Origin of the sequence: Shewanella sp. HL-SH5, assembly GCF_051163755.1 — a bacterium.
Classification (GTDB): Bacteria; Pseudomonadota; Gammaproteobacteria; order Enterobacterales; family Shewanellaceae; genus Shewanella; species Shewanella glacialimarina.
The window spans coordinates 1,450,298-1,471,075 of sequence record NZ_CP195038.1; the positions used below are offsets into that span (position 1 = coordinate 1,450,298).

Annotated in this window: 16 protein-coding genes and 8 tRNA genes; 20 read left to right on the forward strand and 4 right to left on the reverse strand. The window is 40.2% G+C overall.

Annotated features, from left to right (window positions below; all coding sequences use genetic code 11):
• Positions 1-17 precede the first annotated feature (17 nt).
• From pal to ACRWQM_RS06325, 10 genes are all read left to right on the forward strand, one after another.
• Positions 18-554 (forward strand): peptidoglycan-associated lipoprotein Pal, encoded by a 537-nt coding sequence (gene pal, locus ACRWQM_RS06280; RefSeq protein WP_434926550.1) that lies wholly within the window; start codon positions 18-20, stop codon positions 552-554.
• 51 nt (positions 555-605) lie between these two features.
• Complete coding sequence (ybgF, locus tag ACRWQM_RS06285) at positions 606-1,346, forward strand: tol-pal system protein YbgF (RefSeq protein ID WP_434931603.1); 741 nt, start codon at positions 606-608, stop codon at positions 1,344-1,346.
• A gap of 234 nt (positions 1,347-1,580) precedes the next feature.
• Positions 1,581-1,656, forward strand: a tRNA-Lys gene (locus tag ACRWQM_RS06290).
• A 41-nt stretch (positions 1,657-1,697) separates the two neighbouring features.
• A tRNA-Lys gene (locus ACRWQM_RS06295) sits at positions 1,698-1,773 on the forward strand.
• A gap of 121 nt (positions 1,774-1,894) precedes the next feature.
• A tRNA-Lys gene (locus ACRWQM_RS06300) sits at positions 1,895-1,970 on the forward strand.
• A 141-nt stretch (positions 1,971-2,111) separates the two neighbouring features.
• Positions 2,112-2,187, forward strand: a tRNA-Lys gene (locus ACRWQM_RS06305).
• Between the two features lie 267 nt (positions 2,188-2,454).
• Positions 2,455-2,530, forward strand: a tRNA-Lys gene (locus ACRWQM_RS06310).
• Between the two features lie 60 nt (positions 2,531-2,590).
• Positions 2,591-2,666, forward strand: a tRNA-Lys gene (locus tag ACRWQM_RS06315).
• A 71-nt stretch (positions 2,667-2,737) separates the two neighbouring features.
• Positions 2,738-2,832: transfer RNA gene (locus tag ACRWQM_RS06320), tRNA-Lys, on the forward strand.
• A gap of 71 nt (positions 2,833-2,903) precedes the next feature.
• Positions 2,904-3,005: transfer RNA gene (locus ACRWQM_RS06325), tRNA-Lys, on the forward strand.
• A 646-nt stretch (positions 3,006-3,651) separates the two neighbouring features.
• Here the strand turns inward: ACRWQM_RS06325 and ACRWQM_RS06330 are convergent.
• Genes ACRWQM_RS06330 through ACRWQM_RS06340 form a run of 3 tightly spaced genes read right to left on the reverse strand, consistent with a single transcriptional unit; the run spans position 3,652 to position 6,922 of the window.
• Positions 3,652-4,140, reverse strand: a complete 489-nt coding sequence (locus tag ACRWQM_RS06330) for a hypothetical protein (RefSeq protein WP_434931604.1) — start codon at positions 4,138-4,140, stop codon at positions 3,652-3,654.
• Positions 4,141-4,160: 20 nt separating this feature from the next.
• Positions 4,161-6,221, reverse strand: a complete 2,061-nt coding sequence (locus ACRWQM_RS06335) for a bifunctional diguanylate cyclase/phosphodiesterase (protein ID WP_434931605.1) — start codon at positions 6,219-6,221, stop codon at positions 4,161-4,163.
• A gap of 20 nt (positions 6,222-6,241) precedes the next feature.
• Entirely contained in the window at positions 6,242-6,922 is a 681-nt protein-coding gene (locus tag ACRWQM_RS06340; protein WP_434931606.1) for a transglutaminase-like cysteine peptidase, read from the reverse strand.
• 1,256 nt (positions 6,923-8,178) lie between these two features.
• Between ACRWQM_RS06340 and ACRWQM_RS06345 the strand changes: the two genes are divergently transcribed.
• The 6 genes from ACRWQM_RS06345 to ACRWQM_RS06370 are packed head-to-tail and all read left to right on the forward strand — an operon-like array spanning position 8,179 to position 14,195.
• Positions 8,179-9,345, forward strand: a complete 1,167-nt coding sequence (locus ACRWQM_RS06345) for a nucleotide sugar dehydrogenase (RefSeq protein WP_434931607.1) — start codon at positions 8,179-8,181, stop codon at positions 9,343-9,345.
• Between the two features lie 40 nt (positions 9,346-9,385).
• The gene (locus tag ACRWQM_RS06350) at positions 9,386-10,387 is read left to right on the forward strand and encodes an NAD-dependent epimerase (RefSeq protein ID WP_434931608.1); all 1,002 of its coding nucleotides are present in this window, start codon (positions 9,386-9,388) and stop codon (positions 10,385-10,387) included.
• A 52-nt stretch (positions 10,388-10,439) separates the two neighbouring features.
• Entirely contained in the window at positions 10,440-11,240 is an 801-nt protein-coding gene (locus tag ACRWQM_RS06355) for an ATP-grasp fold amidoligase family protein (protein WP_434931609.1), read from the forward strand.
• Positions 11,237-12,022, forward strand: a complete 786-nt coding sequence (locus ACRWQM_RS06360; protein ID WP_434931610.1) for a WecB/TagA/CpsF family glycosyltransferase — start codon at positions 11,237-11,239, stop codon at positions 12,020-12,022. The genes ACRWQM_RS06355 and ACRWQM_RS06360 overlap by 4 nt, the downstream gene beginning before the upstream one ends.
• Positions 12,023-13,255, forward strand: coding sequence for a hypothetical protein (locus tag ACRWQM_RS06365; protein WP_434931611.1), 1,233 nt, complete (start codon positions 12,023-12,025; stop codon positions 13,253-13,255).
• Between the two features lies 1 nt (position 13,256).
• The gene (locus ACRWQM_RS06370; RefSeq protein ID WP_434931612.1) at positions 13,257-14,195 is read left to right on the forward strand and encodes a glycosyltransferase family 2 protein; all 939 of its coding nucleotides are present in this window, start codon (positions 13,257-13,259) and stop codon (positions 14,193-14,195) included.
• Between the two features lie 166 nt (positions 14,196-14,361).
• On the opposite strand, the gene ACRWQM_RS06375 is transcribed toward ACRWQM_RS06370, so the two are convergent.
• Positions 14,362-15,312: an IS110 family transposase gene (locus ACRWQM_RS06375; protein WP_434929890.1), complete on the reverse strand. Its 951-nt coding sequence runs from the start codon at positions 15,310-15,312 to the stop codon at positions 14,362-14,364.
• A gap of 208 nt (positions 15,313-15,520) precedes the next feature.
• Between ACRWQM_RS06375 and ACRWQM_RS06380 the strand changes: the two genes are divergently transcribed.
• The 4 genes from ACRWQM_RS06380 to ACRWQM_RS06395 all read left to right on the forward strand — a co-directional run bounded on the left by ACRWQM_RS06380 (position 15,521) and on the right by ACRWQM_RS06395 (position 20,589).
• A complete protein-coding gene (locus ACRWQM_RS06380; RefSeq protein WP_434931613.1) occupies positions 15,521-16,690 on the forward strand; it encodes an O-antigen ligase family protein in 1,170 nt (389 codons plus the stop codon).
• Entirely contained in the window at positions 16,691-17,827 is a 1,137-nt protein-coding gene (locus ACRWQM_RS06385; protein ID WP_434931614.1) for an endo-1,4-beta-xylanase, read from the forward strand.
• A gap of 23 nt (positions 17,828-17,850) precedes the next feature.
• Complete coding sequence (locus tag ACRWQM_RS06390; RefSeq protein WP_434931615.1) at positions 17,851-18,768, forward strand: glycosyltransferase family 2 protein; 918 nt, start codon at positions 17,851-17,853, stop codon at positions 18,766-18,768.
• Between the two features lie 420 nt (positions 18,769-19,188).
• Positions 19,189-20,589: an undecaprenyl-phosphate glucose phosphotransferase gene (locus ACRWQM_RS06395; protein ID WP_434931616.1), complete on the forward strand. Its 1,401-nt coding sequence runs from the start codon at positions 19,189-19,191 to the stop codon at positions 20,587-20,589.
• The last annotated feature ends 189 nt before the right edge of the window (positions 20,590-20,778 follow it).

Genomic DNA, 20,778 nt, shown 5'->3' on the forward strand with positions numbered 1-20,778 from the left:
ATCGATAAGGATTTAACATGGATCTGAATAAGTTGTTCAAAGCTATGATGGTTGCAGTTCCGCTAATGGCACTGGGTGCTTGTAGCTCAACTTCAGACTCTGACACAGATGCTAGCGGTTCTACTTCTGGTTCATCTAGCGAGTATGGTAATGGTGGTATTGAAACTGGTGGTGCTGGTGCAGTATTAAGCCCAGCAGAACAGCAACGTTTGAAAGAGCAAGAATTACGTCGTCAAAACATTATTTACTTCGATTTCGATCGCAGTGAAGTACAAACTGACAATGCTGATATTCTTATGGCACACGGCAATTACTTAGTTGAACATCCAAATGTTCGCGTACTAATTGAAGGCCATGCTGACGAACGTGGTACACCAGAATACAACATCGCACTAGGCGAACGTCGCGCTAAAGCGATTGCTAAATACTTACAAGGCATGGGTGTACAACCTAGCCAAATGAGTATCGTAAGCTACGGTGAAGAAAAGCCTTTAGACTTTTCTCGCACTGACACCGGTTTTGCTCAAAACCGTCGCGGTGTGTTAGTTTACTAAGTGTTATTGAAGAAAGGTCAATCACTTTGGTTGACCCGTTAGGAGATTTACATGAAACATGCCGTATTAGTTGCGGCAATGTTCTTTGGTGCAGGGGTAGCAGTAGCTGCTCCCGCTCCTGTAGAGGATGTTGCTAATGGTTCAAGCGATGATCGTTTAGCACGTGTAGAACGCATCATAAAAGCAAAGCAACAGGGTGAATTTGACATGCAACGTCGACTAGACGCTTTGCAAAGAGAAGTGTTGGATTTACGTGGCATTACTGAGCAACAGAATTACCAGATCAATCAAATGTTGCAACGTCAACGCCAGCTTTACGAAGACATAGCAAACTTATCGACCAAAGCCGCACCAGTAGTAAACGCACCCGCTGCAACCGATGCAGTTAGCGTTGCCGCCTCAAGCTCGACATTAGGTGAAACAGGTAGCTATGAAGCTGCGGTTAACCTAGTGCTTAAAGATCGTAAGTATGATGATGCTATTCCTGCCTTTAGAAGTTTTATAAAACAATATCCGCAATCAAGCTATGCTGCTAATGCCAATTACTGGTTAGGTCAGCTATTGTTTAATAAAGGTGAGCATGCAGATGCTAAAGGCGCCTTTAGTGCGGTTGTGAGTCAATTTGCTGATTCAAACAAACGTGGCGATAGTTTAGTTAAGTTAGGTATGATAGCTGAAAAAGAGAGTGACCTTGCCGGAGCAAAAGCACTCTATAATAAAGTATTAAAAGAATACCCTAACAGCGCTTCAGCACGCCTTGCACAGCAGCAGTTATCAGCACTTAATGGCTAATAAAGTCAAAAAGCAGCCTCTTAGTCTGTTTTTCATGCAAACAACCACAAATTAGAAATTTGCGCTTGCATGACAAAATGAAAACGGTATTATAGGCGCCCTCAGAACGGCATAGCCTTTTGGGGGATGTTTTAGAGTTATTTAGAACATTCTCGGTCGTTAGCTCAGTCGGTCTTGAAACATAGACAGTTGGCTTTTGTTCCAGTTAACCATACAGGTTAGCAAAATATCGTTGGGTCGTTAGCTCAGTCGGTAGAGCAGTTGGCTTTTAACCAATTGGTCGAAGGTTCGAATCCTTCACGACCCACCACTTTTTAAATAGTGGTTAAAGAATTTAAAGCAATACTAGATGGGTCGTTAGCTCAGTCGGTAGAGCAGTTGGCTTTTAACCAATTGGTCGAAGGTTCGAATCCTTCACGACCCACCACTTTTTAAATAGTGGTTAAAGAATTTAAAGCAATACTAGATGGGTCGTTAGCTCAGTCGGTCTTGAAACATAGACAGTTGGCTTTTGTTCCAGTTAACCAATAAGGTTGGCAAAACCAGATGGGTCGTTAGCTCAGTCGGTAGAGCAGTTGGCTTTTAACCAATTGGTCGAAGGTTCGAATCCTTCACGACCCACCACTTTATTTGATAGTGGCTAAATAATTGAGAAGTAACATCAAGTTTAAGTAAAACATCGTTGGGTCGTTAGCTCAGTCGGTCTTGAAACATAGACAGTTGGCTTTTGTTCCAGTTAACCAATAAGGTTAGCAAAACCAAGATGGGTCGTTAGCTCAGTCGGTAGAGCAGTTGGCTTTTAACCAATTGGTCGAAGGTTCGAATCCTTCACGACCCACCACTTTATTTAAATAGTGGTTAAAGAATTTAAAGCAAAACCAAGATGGGTCGTTAGCTCAGTCACTCTTTCTCTAAGCGAAGAGCTAAATCAAGAGCTGCAGTTAGCTTTTAACCAATTGGTCGAAGGTTTTAATCTTCACGTAATACCACTTTATTTGAAAGTGGCTAAATAATTCACTTACCAGATGGGTCGTTAGCTCAGTCAGTCTTGAAACATAGACAGTTGGCTTTTGTTCCAGTTAACCATAACAGGTTAGCAAAACAATATGGGTCGTTAGCTCAGTCGGTAGAGCAGTTGGCTTTTAACCAATTGGTCGAAGGTTCGAATCCTTCACGACCCACCACTTTATTTGATAGTGGCTAAATAATTGAGAAGTAACATCAAGTTTAAGTAAAACATCGTTGGGTCGTTAGCTCAGTCGGTAGAGCAGTTGGCTTTTAACCAATTGGTCGAAGGTTCGAATCCTTCACGACCCACCACTTTTCCTTCCCGATGTTGTAACTCCTAGTTGTAATCCCCAGTTAACCATATCGCTTAGCAAAACTAAGATGGATCGTTAGCTCAGTCACCCTCTCTATTTGGATCAAGTGCTGCAGTTGGCTTTTAACCAATTGGTCGAAGGTTCGAATCCTTCACGACCCACCACTTTTCCTTCCCGGTGTTGTAACTCCTAGTTGTAATCTCCAGTTAATCATATCGCTTAGCAAAACCAAGATGGGTCGTTAGCTCAGTCATTTCTTCTCTAAGTTAAGAGCTAGATCAAAAGCTGCAGTTGGCTTTTAACCCATTGGTCGAAGGTTCGAATCCTTCACGACCCACAACTTTTCCTTCCTGATGTTGTAACCCCTAGTTGTAATCTCCAGTTAACCATATCGCTTAGCAAAACCAGGATGGCTCGTTACCTCAGTCATTTCTTCTCTAAGCTAAGAGCTACACCAAAAGCTGCAGTTGGCTTTTAACCCATTGGTCTAGGGTTCGATCCTTGACGACCCAACACCTCTTTGTTTCTTCCAATACGGCTTATCTAGTTGTTTAAACAAAATGCTTTGGGGTTATGATGTTTAAGTGCCTCTACAAGCAAATATAAACAGCTAGCAGCGTAGATCATGGTGCTACCTCATTATGTGAGCTTAATTATAAATAAGCCATTTCAGGCTCGCTAACCCACTTTAAATCTATATGCAGAATCCGCACCTTTGTAATAGGTATTTAAAACACAAACCGTATCAATTAGCTCGGCACTTTAAAGCCTACAGATTAACTCTTGAGGTGAGCAGGGTGATCTAAGAAGCAAAGATTAGAATTTGAAAACGTGGCCGAATGTACAGCTGTATATCTTAATTAAATAACCTGAACTCGGGATAAGAGATGGAAGTAAAACAGTTAATTATTAAAATTCAGCCAATAAAAAAGCCCATATTAATGGGCTTTTTTAAAACAGCTATTAGCTAGTGAAATCGGTTTCTAGTTACCAGAAGCGCCGTTTCCGCCACCACCGCCGCCACCGCCGTTATTGCCACCGGTATTACCGCGACCTTGGCCTGGGTTTGGTCTATTAGCAGCAGCAATCGCAGTTGGGTTGCCTGAATTGCTAGCATTATTAGTACCAGCAGCAGTTGCTGTTTGAGTTGCTTGAGCAACAACGCTTGCAGAAACACCATTCGCAGCAGCAGTTGCAGCAATTAGGTCTGGCGATACGCCAGCTTGTTGAGCAGCGGCAAGAATTTGAGCTTGAGCAGCTTCATCGCCTGCAGCAGCTACAAGCGCAGCAGATAAAATAGCTTCAGCTTCAGCAGCTGTTGAATTTGCTATAGTGTCTGCAGTGTACTGGCCAACAGTGCCAGCAGCAACTGCAGCTTCTAGGCCTGCGTTATATTCTTCTAGGCTGACAGCAGAAACACCGGCTGACAATAGAAGAGAAAGTACAACTGCAGCAGTTTGTAACTTGCGCATCATTGTGTTCCTTACAATAGTTAAAAATCATTAAGTTTAAGTTCTGTTTCAATTGTATCAGCACTTACTCGTAAAAGTGTATTAAAATTACGTACAGAGTACAAGCCGTTTCCTTGCAGGCCATCAATGTTCAATTGCACACATTGCTGGCTTATTGCTAAGGTTTCTATCTGTGGTGCTATCATTTTAATGCCAATACCGTGACAAATCTGGGTAATGGTTTGAATAAAAAACTGTGTATCTGCTTGTTCTATATCACGTATATAGCTGCCATCAATTTTAATGTAGTCCACGTTTAAATTTTTAATATATTGAAACGAGCTTAAGCTTGAGCCAAAACGCTCAATGGCGATTTCAATATTTAATGCTTTCGACTGACTAATAAATTGCTTGGTTGACTCCAGTGACAACATAGCCCCAGACTCATTAAATTCACACAACAGCGGCGGCAGTTTCGACTGCAATTGTTTATACGTATCAAACAGCCATTCAGTAAAGCGAGTATTATGCAGTGCATGGTTACTAATGTTGATCGCCACACGGGTATTTTTAACATGATGCAGCTTGTAAAAAATAAAACAAATCACCGTTTGCTCTAATTCTTGCAGTAACCCTAAACGTTCGGCCATAGCAAATACATCAATGGTCGACAGCGTTTCATTGTTGTGCTTAAACCGCACAAAACACTCAACATAAAGCAGCTGATTATGGGTATCCACTACCGGTTGCAGCATTAAATCAAACAGCTTATCTAAAGGGATACACTTAATCGCAAAATCCTGCGGCTTAGTGTGAACAATCTCAGCGTTAAAATACTCAGTAAACTGCTTAAGTATTGCCACCCACTCTTCGCGTGAATGGGTTGCTGTAGCTGTTGATGTGGTTAATCCCGTTACAGGGGAATCTAAATAACTGTCATGGGTTAACTGGCTATCTAAACGCTGCGCCGCATCAGAAAAGGTTTCACTATACTCAACACTGGTTAATGCGTGTTTTGCAAAGCCCTGGCTAAAGCGGTTGGTATTGGCTACCGAAAACGCATCGCCAATTTTACCATCTAAAATAGACACCAGGTCATGGGTGGTTTGCGACAAAATAGCAAACTCAGACCCCGACACCCTATAAAGGCTTACATCGTTATAAACCGATACCTGATCCGCTAAAATAGTTGCCCCTTCAGTGATATACGCATCACCGTGGGCATAACCTTCGGTATCGTTGATCAATTGCAGCGAGGTTAACGACACCATGCCAAAATACAAACGGTTACCGTTTTTCTCAGCCTCATGCTTTAACGAGTCAAACGCCTTCATTAAAGCACGTCTATTAGGCAAGCCAGTGTGGCTATCGATATACACTTCTTTTGATAACTTTTCCGCATTCAGTGTTTGCTCTGAAAAAGAGCGCTGAATATTGGTCACCATTTTGTTAATCGCATTCACAACTGTATTTAACTCAGTGGTGAACGGCTTGATAGGGTTTAAATCAAAGCGTTTTTCTATGACCGCCTCAGCCTGTAACTCAATGCGTTTTAACGGCGCAAGTACCGACTTAATAATCAAATAGGCAAACAATAACGCGATAAAAAATTGTATTAGGGTGGTGGTTAACGCATTAACGCTATGGTCCCATAATGTTTTATAAGATGTGCCCGCATGGGACTGCACTTCAAGCGTACCGGCAATGTTCCAGCCGTTGCTCACTTCACTTACCATTAACGGTGGCGTAAGCGGCAATATCGCCATAAACCAGTTAGGGACATTAAAGTTACCTTGCTTATTCAGTCGCTCAAATTTAACGTCACCGTTAATGTCTGTGAACGAAATACGTTGGTAATAACCAGAGTCAAAAATAGCGTTGGTCATGGTTGCCGCAATCACCATGCCTTCTTCATCCATATAAGGCGATATAGACAAGCCTAAACTAATAGCCGCCCCTTGAGCGTGTGATGCTAATTGCTCATTTAAATAACTGCGCATATTAGACACATTATTAAACAGCGACGCACCAAAGCTAAATAAAGACAAACACGCAATTAATAAATACAACTGCGCCCGTAAAGAGATTCCCTTTCTAAACATAATATTTGACCCTGTTAAAGTTATTCACCGTTTTCTATACGCTGCATTAAAACTGACCAATCAGTAGTGCCTTTACTGTCGGGTTTAGCTGAACTTAACCCATGTGCCTTAGCTAACCATAAACCTTGCCCATTAAAGGAATATATGGGTTTTAAATCTGGACGACGATTTGCCGATAACACTTTACGATTAAGGTTATCTAACACTAACGGCAATGACGACGGTGTTTCAAAGTAAATTAGCACCATATGGGGTTCATTAAAGGTTAACGACCGCACATACATCAACCGCAGCTTATTCTCATCCATGCCCATACCAAGCAAAGTCATATACTTGAAAATGGCATAATCTTCACAGTCACCAGCGCCAGTGCCTAGGGACTCAATTGGCGTTGCCCAGTAATCTAAGGTATTCCAATGTTTCAAGTCAGACTTAAAATCAATATGCCTATTGGCAAACTCATTGGCCAGTAACAACCTATCGTAATCATCCAGGTCGCTACCTTCATTTATCACTTCACGCCAGTCATAAAAGTCGCTAAGTTTTTTATCGCCGTAGCCTTGTTTTATGCCAGCAAAAAAGTCGTCGGTAAATAAACTGTCGCTTAAAGTGGCAAAACACACAGCCGAAAACACCACAGGTATGGCTAACCAATGGCGGTATTTATTCATATTAACAAGCACACTCTTAATACGCGTCATTCCTGCTGTTTATCATTGAATCAATAGGGCGATAATCAACGCTAAATTACCCAATAAGCTGTCTATTTAGATAAAGTGATACAAACCTGATGCACATCATAATCTAGTTAAGTTACAAACAAAAATAAAAGAACACGGCACAGGCAAACAAAGTCTTTTATTTGAATGCGTTGCGCTTAACTTCGTCATTCAAAAGTGTTAGCCATTATGCAAGTGAAAAAATCGGTTTACACTAGCTTAAGCCGTTTACATTTAGTCGCCCCATTTCTGTAGCATTAGCCCTGTGCATTAGCACACTAGGATTAGCCAAGCCGCATGAATTTAGCAGCACTAGTCCAGTTGCATAAGCCCCATTACCTGAACCCAGCAGCCAAAAACAAATCATTGGCAAACATAGTATTGTCATAATAGTCAAATAAGCTATATCCGACAGTCTAGCTAACATAATGGTTACCGTCGTTAGCAACCAACGCAACGCCTAAGCGAAAAATCACCACAGGCTAAAGTGATAGTGGAGGTAATAGTGAAAGTAACAGGGAGGTTACAGTGCAAGGTGTTATTACTGACATGACAAAATGACAAACGATTAAACGACAAAACCAGCAAGCGCGGCTAGTTTCTGATTTTAAATAGAAAAAAATAACATGAAAAATTAGAGAAATAAAAAACCGTCAAAAAATAACCCAATGCGTCAAAAAACTGTCATTCACTTAGCATTTACTCTATAATCGCCGCCAATTAGAGTGCTGATGTAGAACTTAGTAGTAGAAAAGGAAATTTTAAAACAAGGCATGACGCCACAGATAGCTATTTTTTGGGTCAAAATCATACGATTTAGCTCCTTTAGCGTGTCTATGTCCCTCATCCCGTTATTATTTCCTACAGAATCTCCAAACCATCACTTTAGGTTTATTACCTAACTATTGATGTAAAGGGGCATGTCTACAGCTTAAAACGTTACTTAGCACGTTACTTATCGTTCAAAGTTGGCCTTGTCAACCTTTACGGTAGAGTGAGTAGCCATAGTCGCTAAGCCAAAAATTTAAAAGTGTCACAGAATCTAGAAGCTGCAATCTAGTGGCGGTAGCGTACTTTTTTAGCTAACAGTCAATCATTAAGCTTTAAATTGCATCTGTCACCCTTTTAACTGTAAAAAGAGCTCAGTAAAAGTGCTGTCATCAAATTTATACTGTACTCATTAACACAGTATTCATTACGTATTAGACATTGTTTAGATCATCAGGAAGATCATCAACATGAAAATAGCCATCGCTGGTACAGGATATGTCGGTTTATCTAACGCTATGTTATTAGCGCAGCACAATGAAGTGGTTGCGGTAGACATAGTTGCAGAAAAAATAGCACTGCTTAACGATAAAGTCTCTCCTATTACAGATATTGAAATTGAAGATTTTTTAACAAACAAAAAACTCAACTTCACCGCCACCTTAAACAAGCAGGCAGCCTATACGGGTGCCGACTTTGTAATTATTGCCACACCAACAGACTACGACCCAGCAACAAACTACTTTAATACTTCATCAGTTGAATCAGTTATCAAAGATGTTATCAGCATTAACCCTAATGCGGTGATGATCATTAAATCAACCGTGCCAGTAGGCTATACCGAGCGTATTAAACAAGAGTTTGGCTGTAACAATATTATATTTTCGCCAGAGTTTTTGCGTGAAGGCAAAGCCCTGCACGACAACCTTTACCCGTCACGCATTATTGTTGGCGAGCAAAGCGAACGCGCTAACACCTTTGCCAACTTATTAGTGCAAGGCGCTATTAAGCAAGATATTGAAGTGCTATTTACCCACTCAACTGAAGCTGAAGCGGTTAAGCTGTTTTCAAATACCTATTTAGCTTTACGGGTAGCCTACTTTAACGAGCTAGACACCTATGCCGAAGCCCACGGGTTAGACAGCAAACAAATTATCGACGGCGTGTGTTTAGACCCCCGCATAGGTAATCACTACAACAACCCATCATTTGGTTACGGTGGCTACTGCCTACCCAAAGACACTAAACAGCTGCGCGCCAACTACGCCGACGTGCCTAATAATCTAATTGGTGCCATCGTCGATTCAAATACCACCCGTAAAGACTTTATTGCCGACTCAATCATTAAACGTAGCCCGAAAAAAGTCGGTATCTATCGCTTAATTATGAAATCAGGCTCAGACAATTTCAGGTCATCCAGTATTCAAGGCATTATGAAACGCATCAAAGCCAAAGGCATTGAAGTCATCATTTATGAGCCAGTATTAGAGCAAGCCGAATTTTTCCACTCAAAAGTGTATAACGATTTAGCCAAATTTAAAGCTGATGCTGATGTAATTATTTCAAATCGTGCCGCTGAAGAATTAAGCGATGTGGTAAGTAAGGTATATACCCGTGACTTATTTGGGTCAGATTAATTGTAATTAGTAGCGACTTAATAGTTAAAGAGAATTGTAAATGAAATATCTAGTAACGGGTGCGGCAGGGTTTATCGGTAATTTTGTTGCACAAAGACTATGCGAGCAAGGGCATGAGGTTGTCGGCTTAGACAACCTTAATGATTATTACGACCCTAATTTAAAGCTGGCGCGCCTTAAACGTATTGAGCACTTACAAACATTTCGATTCATTAAAATGGATATCGCCGACAGAGTCGCAATTGCTGAGCTGTTTGTAACAGAGCAGTTTGATAGAGTCATCCACCTAGCAGCGCAAGCGGGCGTGCGATACTCCATCGAAAACCCAATGGCTTATATTGATTCTAATATGGTCGGTATGGCTACAATTCTAGAAGGTTGTCGCCATAACAAAGTTCAACACTTGGTGTATGCCTCATCAAGTTCGGTTTACGGTGCAAATACTAAAGTACCATTTGCAGAAGAAGACCGAGTTGATCATCCGGTGTCACTTTATGCTGCAACTAAAAAAGCCAATGAACTAATGGCACATACCTATAGCCATTTATATTCGCTACCTACAACGGGCTTGCGTTTTTTTACCGTATACGGCCCCTGGGGCAGACCAGACATGGCACCGTTTTTATTCACTGACGCCATAGCAAACGATAGACCTATAAAAGTCTTTAACCAAGGTAAAATGCAGCGCGACTTTACTTATATTGACGACATTGTCGAAGGTATCATTCGTATTCAAGATGTTATTCCAAATAATGCAGCGACTGACGATATAAAGTTAGAAAAAACTCAAGGTTCACCTTTTTATAAACTTTATAACATTGGTAATAATCAGCCAGTTGAATTAGAAGCATTTATAACCTGTATTGAAAATGCCTTAGGTAAAAAAGCCAATAAACAATACTTACCAATGCAAGACGGTGATGTTGTCAGAACATTTGCTGATGTGAGTGGGTTAGAAGCTGTAATCGGGTTCAAGCCAAATACTGATTTGCAAGCTGGTATTAATAATTTTGTTGAATGGTATAAAATATATGAAATTTAAAAAGTTCGTAATTTTATTTCTTGGATTGCTACCGAGAAAAAAAAGAGTGCTTGTGAAGTTTATATTAAGACAATGGTATATACCTAATTTATTAATCCCCAGGTCATTTAATGAAAAAGTACTTGGTATTAAATTAGACCCCAATAGCATTAGATTTTCATATTATGCAGATAAGTTCGCTGTTCGGGAATATATAAAAAGCAAAATTGGTGAGAAATATCTTATACCTCTCATATATGTTGATGATTGTGCAAATGCGATATCGATTTCAAAACTAAAGCCGAATTTTATTCTCAAAGCTAATCATGACTCAGGTAATGTATATATTATAAAAGAAGGTCAGTCATATGATTTTGAAAAGATAGCGAAGTTAATTAATGAATCATTAAAAATTGATTATGGAAAACTATATGATGAGCCTTGGTATAGTTATATAAAACCAAAAGTGATAGCAGAAAAACTATTGGTAAAAAGTGATGGCACGCAACCTGAAGATTTTAAATTTCACGTTTTCAATTCAAATAAGGTTATATTACAGGTTGATTATGAAAGGTTTAATGATCACAGTCGATCATTTTATAATGAAGGTGGAGAATTACTCCCTTATAGCCTGAAATATAAAAATAAACTAAGGCCATTAATATTAGAAGATGATAGTTTAACTGAAATGGTATGTTTGGCTCGGACCCTTTCTGAAGGGTTCAACTATGTACGTATCGATTTTTATAATGTTGATGGTGATATATTTTTTGGAGAAATGACTTTTGCTCATGAATCTGGCCTTGGTAGATTTAAAATAAAAAAACATGATTATGAGTGGGGTCGCTTTTTTGAGACTAAGGACGTTATATGAAAAATGATTATAAATTTGATGTTGTTTTTGTTGGTGGTATTAAAACTGCATGTATAAATAGGATGGATTTAGCTCAACTTATTGGTAAAATATGTCACGAGAGTGTAGAAAACTCGATAAGGGAGCCTTTTATTATATTCAGTAATAATGGCCATGCTATCTCACTTTATAATAGTGACAAAGAAGCTAAAGAACAAATTGAACAAGCCGATTTAGTTCATGCAGATGGTCAAAGTGTAGCCAGTTTTTCTCGTTGGTTTAACAAAACTAAAGTCGTGCCAGAACGCACCGCAACAACAGATATGATCCATGATATTCCGAATTTTTATCAACCAACCCTTAAGCATTTTCTGCTAGGTGGCAAGGAATCATCGGTGTCTAAGGCCGGTGAAATTCTAGCGCAAACTTATGTTAACTTCGATGTTGTGGGCCATCAGCATGGCTATTTCACTGATGATGACGAAACTGCAATTTGCGATACTATTAACGCCGCCAAGCCAGACGTGCTGTGGGTGGGGCTTGGCAAGCCAAAAGAGCAAATTTTCTGCATACGGAATAAACATCGTTTAAAGGTGCCGGTTATTATTTCTTGTGGTGGTTGTTACAACTACATCACTGGCGAATACCCGCGTGCGCCGATGTGGATGCAAAACAGCGGCTTAGAATGGCTGTTTCGTATGGCTAACGACCCGCGCAAGTTATTCGTGCGTTACTTATTAACCAACCCGCATGCAATTTATTGTGTGGTAAAGCATGGTTTAGCAAATAGGACACTAGATTAAATGTCGGACAAATTACCATTTAAACGTGCCTTGGCAGCCATTGGTGGTTCTGCAGGTCTGGCGTTAACCAGCTTGGTAATGGCGTTGTGTCTTATACAAAAAGGCAGTGTTGAAGAATATGGTTTATTTGCATTTTTATTAGTAACTCAAGCATTGGCAAATGGTATATCTAATGCAATTTTGGGCTCGCCGTCATTAATAGCGCTAAGTGAAAATACGCCACAAGCCGCGCAAAAAGTCCGCAGCTTTATGCTTGTCAATTTATTCCTTAGCTGCATATTTGCTGCACTACAAGCGGCGATAGTATTGTCCTTTGTTGATTCAATAGGTATTGCGCTGGTGTATGCCGCCAGTGCTTTTATTACTACGCTGCGCTGGTTTGGTCGGGCTTACTGTAATAACAGCCATCAACACAGTAAAGTTGTCAAATCTGATGCACTATACAGTTTAGTAAGTTTAACAGCTGCAGTTACAATTTTCTTTGCAGGCAACGTCAGTCTGTTTAGTTTTGGTTTAGTAACTGCTGCGGCTGCAGTGTTGGCTTTACCGGCTTTGGGCTTTGACTATTTAAAGTTACAATTTGTCAGCGCGTTCAATGCTGGTCTGTATGGTTTTGTGCAGGGGTTTCAACAGCAGGGTAAGCATGCCTTGCTGGGTGTGTTAACCACCGAAGGGACGCTAAACTCACATTCTTATTTAGTGACTCTATTGCTTGGTCCTGCTGCATTTGCACCTATAGCAGCAGCAGCATTGTTGTTCCGGCCGGTAATAGTAGTACTAAATAGCCTTACACAGATAGAGCGGCCAAGACTCCGATCTATGCTTGCAGTTCATCGGTTTGAGGATGCAAAAAAATCATTAAGCCGTTTTCGCCTGATAAACATAGCTTTTTGGCTGCTCAACTGCATTGTCGCATTAGTAGTACTGCTATTTTTTATCAATATTTATTGGAAAGACGCACTTTCGCAACCTGCGCTAATATGGGCCGCAATATTTATATCACTGATACGTTTAAGCCGCTCTGTCAGTAGCCCATTTAATGTTTTTTTGCAAGCAGCTGATAAATTTAAAGATTTGAGTTTAGTCTCAGTGAAATCATCATTGCTGGCTGTTCCATTGGTTTATGTATCTTTGCTTGTTTTTACACCATCATTTTCTTTGCTGGGTATTTTGCTCGGCGAGTTATTTGCGCTCTGTCTGCTGCTCAGACTCTATCGTAGGGTAAAGCTTTAATATGAAATCTTTAAATGTTGTTATTGGTATACCTACTTTTAAACGCCCACAGGGTGTCCGGCGTTTGCTAGAATCTGTTGCCAGGCAAGCTGCAGATTTTGATATAACGGTCTTAGTTGCTGACAATGAGGGCGATAAGGGTATTGGTTTGACTACTGTGCAGCAAATATTAGCTGAAGGCTATCCGTTGCCATTAAAAGCCATTGCGGTGAATGAGCGCGGTATTTCACAAGTACGCAATGCCTTGATGCATGAAGCTTTCGGCATTATGCAGGCTGATTTGTTGGCGATGATTGACGATGACGAATGGGTTGAACCGCAGTGGATTGCATCTTTAGTAAAAATTCAGCTGCAGACTAATGCTGATGTAGTTGGCGGCAGTGTTGCACCAGAGTTTGAAGTCGCACCGCCTGCTTGGGCAAAAGGCTTGCATATTTACTACCAGTCGGACTCTACTTATTCCGGCACCGTTAATCTAATTGATGGTACGACAAACGTATTACTTAGTCGTCATATTGTCGATGCATACCCTGAAGAGCTGTTTGATCCTTTTTATTCGTTAGTGGGTGGCGGGGACAAAGAATTTTTTACCCGCATTAAGCGGCGAGGTGCTACTTTTGCTTTTGCACATGAAGCCCAAGCACATGAAATTTTTGGAGCCTCACGTCTGACAAAGAAGTGGGCTATTGAGAGGGCTTACCGCATCGGTGCTGGTGATATTAGAATTATCAGTAAAAACAATTCATCGTTGCTTGTTTGGTTAAAAGAACTGGTCAAATTTTTAGCTGCCATAGCAGTGTCATCAGTTGCTTTAATTTTGTTGGCCGCAATTCCTCACAAAAGAATGAAAGTTCGTTTAAAACTTGCAAGACAAATGGGAAAACTAAGTGCTATTTTTGGCGAGCAAAAAAAGGTTTACAGCAATGTTCACGGCAGTTAGTTTGTATAAGGTTATACTTTAAATGTTGCTTACAATTCCGGTTTTTAACAGCAAAAGTATTGCTAGCATAACGTTAGCTTTAATGTTTGCATTTTCATTTATAGGCTTATCTCCGTTTGCAGTCATGGATGAATCTAACAAGAGACTATGGCGTCAATAGTTAATTTTATGCTTTTGGCGCTTCCCATAAAACACCATCTCTTAACATCGAATTTAAGATCACAACCATCTTTCTAATACAGGCAATAATAGCCACTTTCTTTGGTTTTCCTGCCGCAACTAACCGCTGATAAGTCTCTTTAAAAACAGGGTTAGATTGTATCGCTGACATCATGGCCATGTATAAAACCGTTCTCACTTGATGCCGACCCCCTTGGATCTTTCTATGCCCTTTGAAACGTCCACTTTCTTTATTCATGGGTGCAACACCAACTAATGAGCTGGCTTCTTTGTTATTGATATAACCTAATTCTGGTAGGTTGCTGATGATGGACGCAGCAGCAATTTTACCTATGCCTTTCATGCTTTGCAGGATGATATTTTTAGCTTGGTAGTCAGGGTTTGATTCGATGAGATTAACGATTTTAGTTTCAATTTTTGTAATCTGATTTTTAAACACAGTCAGAATAGGTTTGATAGTCATCGCTAGTTCTTTCGGAAGAATTTGAAGTCTGTTCTTCTCCATAGTTTGCATCACCAATAGTTGATTTCGTCTTCCGACTAAATCGCTCATAGCCTGCATTATCTCTGGCTTTAGTGTCGATAGCCGAGGTTTAATCGCTTCACTATAATGGGCGATAAGCTGTGCATCTAGCTTGTCAGTTTTAGCGCGTTGGCCAATTGCACCGGCAAAGCGTTTTATGTGTACAGGATTAGCGATTACGAAGGGTAAATTAGCATTCGCACAAGCCATAATAAACGGCATTTCAAGCCGTCCCGTCGCTTCAATGACAATACGTTCTGGGTGGTGTTTTTTAATGAGCCTCACCGCTTCTTTAATGCCTTTTTCATCGTTAGACACGGTGAAATAGATATCGAGAGGTCGAATATAAATGTCGAGTTGGAACTTGCCAGTATCGACACCGACGTTAATGTTTTGATTAGTTTTTGTTTTCATAATAAGCTAACTCTTGCTTGCAAATGCGGGTTCGAGACCCAGTAGACTATTCGAGTATTTTGCTTGGAGTCGTTTGTCGCGTTCTTTCTTGTTATCGGTCTCTCAATAGAGGATCCAGCACTCAATCGAACTACGACAAATGAAAGCTTTAGTTGCAGCTAAAGCCTGGGTCTCACATTACCCGAAACTGGGAATGATGTGTAATTAGTTGGGTTTATTATCCATACAAGTACTGGATGAAATGGGGGGCTCTAACTTATTCAGGCAAGTTATTTACCTGGCATTTTTTACTGTAAGCTTTGTTTGTTATAAAAGCAGAGTTAACCCAAGTCACTTTAAAGAATGTTTTCCTCTTTTGTTACTTCTTGGATGGTGTCTTTTATCTGTCTTTTGGGCTGATCATCCTTTTATATCACTTCGTAGATTTACCTTGTTATTTATAACTACAGCAACAGTATTCATGCTTATTTGCACTCTGAGTTTGGATCAGGTTCTGTCGATCATTTCTAGAGTGTTAGCTGGCATGATAGTTGTAAGTATTATCTCAGTGTTTTTTGTATCAGGCGCAGTTCATGCTGGTTCAGAGTTGTTAGATTCAGAACTGGCTGGTAACTGGAAAGGTATTTTTATTCACAAAAACCATGCCGGACCAGCGCTTGTATTTGCTATTGCATTATTCCTTTTTAATTTTCAACGAACTAAACGATATGCCTGGCTGGCTATGGTTGTTTTGTCAGTAATATTTTTATTTTTTACTAAATCGAAAACGAGTATGGCGCTTCTTCCACCTTGCTTGATGTTTGGTTTTTGTATGTATATGTTGACCCCCCATGTGGGCTTAAAGCGTGCTGTAGCCGTTTTGTTTTTTGTCTTACTCACCGCTTTTATAGTTTTAATACCTGTACTGTTAGAATCATTTATTTCACTTTTGGATAACCCGGAAGCCTTTACTGGACGTGCGACTATTTGGAATATGGTCTATCTCCTGATTCAGGATCACTTTTGGTTTGGCATTGGCTTTGGCTCTGTCTGGAGTGTCGGTGAAGATATGAGGTTAGTTGACTATGCAACTGGCTGGGTGGAATGGGTATTTACTTTGACCCATGCGCACAATGGCTATCTTGAACTATTTGCTTCTACAGGTTTTATCGGCTTTTTATTGTGTATATTTTCACTTGTGATAGCCCCATTTTTCAAAGGTATTACAACAACGTTTTATGACACTCGGTTTATCTTTTTATACTTCAGTACATTTTTGTTTTTTGTCTTGCACAATCTATTAGAAGCCGATTATCTCAATTCAGTTGATGGGCGTTGGCTTATTATTTTAATAATGCACCTTTGTCTGTATCTCAAAAATGAAGAGAGCAAGATGTAAATGAAATTTTTTGTCAATGTGATCATTAAATTTATACTGTTGATACTCTTTGCTTTAGCATCTGGTACTAGTGCGTTGCCACTTAAAGATGCTTTTAAAGATAATTTCCAGATAGGCGTTGCATTGGCAAACAGAGATATAAGAAACTCAAGAGTTACAGATATCGTTAACATTGAATTCAACGTCGTTGTAGCGGAGTTTGGTATGAAAATGGCAAACGTATTACCGGAGCAAGGAATATACAACTTTACCTGGACTGACGAATTTTTTGATTTTGCAAAAGAAAATGGCCAAGTAGTTGTTGGTCATACGCTCGTTTGGCACAAAGCGATACCAGACTGGTTTTTTCTTGACGCAAAAGGGCAAAAACTAAAACGAGATCAATTGTTACTTAAATTGCAACGGCATATAAACACTTATGTTGGCAGATATCGTGGACAAGTATTGGGCTGGGATGTAGTTAATGAGGCTTTTAACTATGATGGATCTTTTCGTAACAGTCCGTGGCTGGAGATTATCGGTGAAGACTATATAGAAAAAGCGTTTGAGTTTGCTCATCAAGCGGACCCAAATGCAGAGCTATATTATAACGATTACGGCCTGGTAAGTCCGAAAAAACACGCCTCCGTGGTTGCATTAGTCAAACGCCTAAAGAAAAAGGCTATACCAATTCATGCAGTGGGTATTCAAGGACATTATAGTTTAACCTATCCAGACCTAAAAGCCCTGGACAAAACTATAGCGCGTTTTGCAAATTTGGGCGTTAAAGTAATGATTACTGAATTAGATGTGTCTGTTTTACCATTCCCCGGACCGGAAGATAGAGGAGAGGATGCTGAGATTAATGTAGCACGTGCACAACAGCTTAATCCCTATCCAGAACAGTTGTCAGAGGAGGCGATGCAACAGTTTACCAACCGCTATCGTGACTTATTTCGTGTATTCCTAAAACATAGCAACAGCATCAGTCGTGTCACTTTTTGGGGTCTAACAGATGCACATACCTGGCGTAATAATTGGCCTATCCCCGGTAGGGCAGATTACCCTCTCCTATATGATCGTGCTTTAAAACCCAAACCAGTTGTCAAAGCTTTACTGGAGTTGATAGAAGCACGTGATAGTTACATTCATTTGTAAGTCAAAGACAAGGATTTTTAAAGATGCAACAACCGTTGTTTAGTGTTGTAATACCAGCCTATAACCGGGCGCATTGTATACACAGCGCTATATCTTCTGTTCAGAAACAAACAGAACAACATTTTGAAATTATCGTTATTGATGATGGTTCCTCAGACGGAACAGAGCAGGTTGTTGCTGAAATATCGAAAGACGAACCTCGTTTGCGTTTTATAAAACAGGAAAATGGCGGAGCTACAAAAGCCAGAAATACCGGCATCAAGGCTACTGTCGGGCGTTACATAGCATTTCTGGATTCAGATGATGTTTTTTTACCTCATCACCTTGAACAGGCACGCTTAGCATTGGGATCAAATGAAAAAACCTGTGTTTACACTCAGGTTATTGTTCATAGAGGAAATAACCTAGAATTTGTAAAACCTTCCCGCGGCCCGAGGCCTGGAGAACACATTTCCGAGTATCTATTTTGCAACCATGGTTTTGTACCAACCATTACTTTAGTAGTTCCCACAAAATTAGCTAATGAAGTTTTGTATGATGAGACTGTTGGCTATGGTGATGATATGGATTTTGCTATTCGTCTGGTAGCTGCCGGCGGTGACTTAATTATGTTGTCTAAGCCCAGCGCTATTTGGCAAGATATCTGGAGTGAAAGCCGATTATCCAGTGCGATTGATCCGGTTAAACGCTTGTCTTGGTTAAAAACGTTCGAGCCTCTACTGACCCAAAAAGCCTATTATGCAGTGCTTGGGCGTTCTGTAGCAAAAGGTTACTCACAACATGGTGACAAGCTAAGAGCTTTTCACTATTACTTTAAATCCTTGTTTCATGGTGGTTTCACACCAAAATCGGCTGTGATGTATTTCTTCCAGATAACGCTATCAAATAATCAGTATCGTAAATTTTCTGATGCTCTGGCGAAGCTAGGTTTTAGACCCTAACTTCATGACGGACGTCACTAGGGGCAAGTCTTGTTCTTGCCTTTTAACATAAAGTAGAATGTATCAAATTCATAATTAGGCGCAAAATTTTAGTGATTATATATGAATTTTTATTTAGTTGAACATTTCAAGTATGTTGGTTCTTTTCCAATATAATTATAACGTTGCAAAAGTTATAGAAAAGGAGACCATATAGATATACATTTTTGCGTTGGTGCAATTTTGCTTGCAAAGGAAGATAACATTTTCAGTTTGTTTACGTTAGAAAATGGCAATATTGTTCATTTTAGGCATTCAGGTAATGTACCTGAATTTCGTTGTTATGTTGAAAGCCATTGTGCAATACAGGCGAAACAATATGTAGACGCGTTTTTTCACGTCTATCTAATATTAATATGGATTTTTTGTTGGGTGAATTAAATGGATAGACCGTCCCAGTTACAGTTCTCACGCACTAATTCGAGTTATATGCTCAGAATTATTGATATGACCATTATTGTGTTGTCGCTGTTAGTGATTATGCAGGGTTATAATGTCGCGTTTGATAAAGACTACTTGCTGGTACTTGTGGGGATACTGCTGCTGTTTAGTTATATTAGTGAGTCGTTTAGTTTGTACCGCTCATGGCGCCTAGGCAAGTTTTCTACTATGTGCCGCCTGTTAGTGGCGATTATTTCGATTTGTTTTTTAGTCATGTTTACCACTTTATTTTTATTTAAATATGCCGAACTGTATTCACGGGTAGTGATGACGGGCTGGTTTGTATTATCAGTATTAGCGTTAGTGGCCTGGCGAATAGTGGTGCGTGAAATAAAACGTATACGCCGTACTCGCGGTTTTAGTGTTGAAAAAGTCGCCATTATCGGCTTAACCGACACCGGGATTAACCTGTATGAAGAAATTTGGAAACATGACGAATTAGGGTTTGACTGTATCGGTTTTTTTGATGACAGAGACGTTAGCCGCATTGAAAGCCACGAGCCTAAACTTATTGAAGGCAATATTAATAATGCGATTGAGTTAGCCAAAAACGGCGATATTCAAAAATTATATATTTGCCTGCCTTTATTAGCTGAGCAACGTATAGCAGACATTATTGAGCAATTGGGTAATTCAACGGTAGACGTGCTAATTACCCCAGATTTTTTAATGAAAAACCTGATGCACGCCCGAATTGGCAGTGTGGGTGATGTTGACACCATAAGTGTGTTTGAGTCGCCGGTGAATGGCATGAAGCGTTTTTATAAACGCAGCTTTGATGTGGCATTCAGCTTTTGCGCCATTTTTGCCATATCGCCTGTGTTGTTAGCTGTTGCGATAGCCGTGTTTGTTACCTCACCAGGGCCGGTGTTATTTAAGCAGGACAGATACGGTTTAGATGGCCGTAAAATTAAAGTGTGGAAGTTTAGGTCGATGACGGTGACTGAAAACGCTGACATTGTTACCCAGGCCAGTAAAGGGGACGCGCGGGTAACTAAAGTGGGCGCGTTTATTCGCCGCACCTCATTAGATGAATTACCGCAGTTTTTTAATGTGTTATTGGGGGATATGTCGGTAGTTGGCCCAAGGCCCCATGCGGTATCGCATAATGAACAATATCGTAAGTTGGTAAGCTATTACATGCTGCGCCACAAGGTGCTACCCGGCATTACCGGTTGGGCGCAAGTTAACGGTTGGCGCGGTGAAACCGACACCTTAGATAAGATGGAAATGCGCATTGAATATGACCTGGCCTACATTCGTAACTGGACCCTGTGGTGGGATGTCAAAATTGTGTTTATGACCCTATTTAAAGGCTTTGTCGGCAAGAATGTGTATTAAAGTATTTAACCTTGTAAGTGAAGTTTGCTCAACCCTGAGATTAACCTGTGGCTTATTGATAATGGGCGTATAGACCTGATAATAACCTTAAGCCAATGTCATCAGCGACACGATGACTGTTTATAAATAGATAGAGTGTTAGCAAAGGTGCAGTGAAGTTAACCGCTGACTTTTTAACACTGACTTATT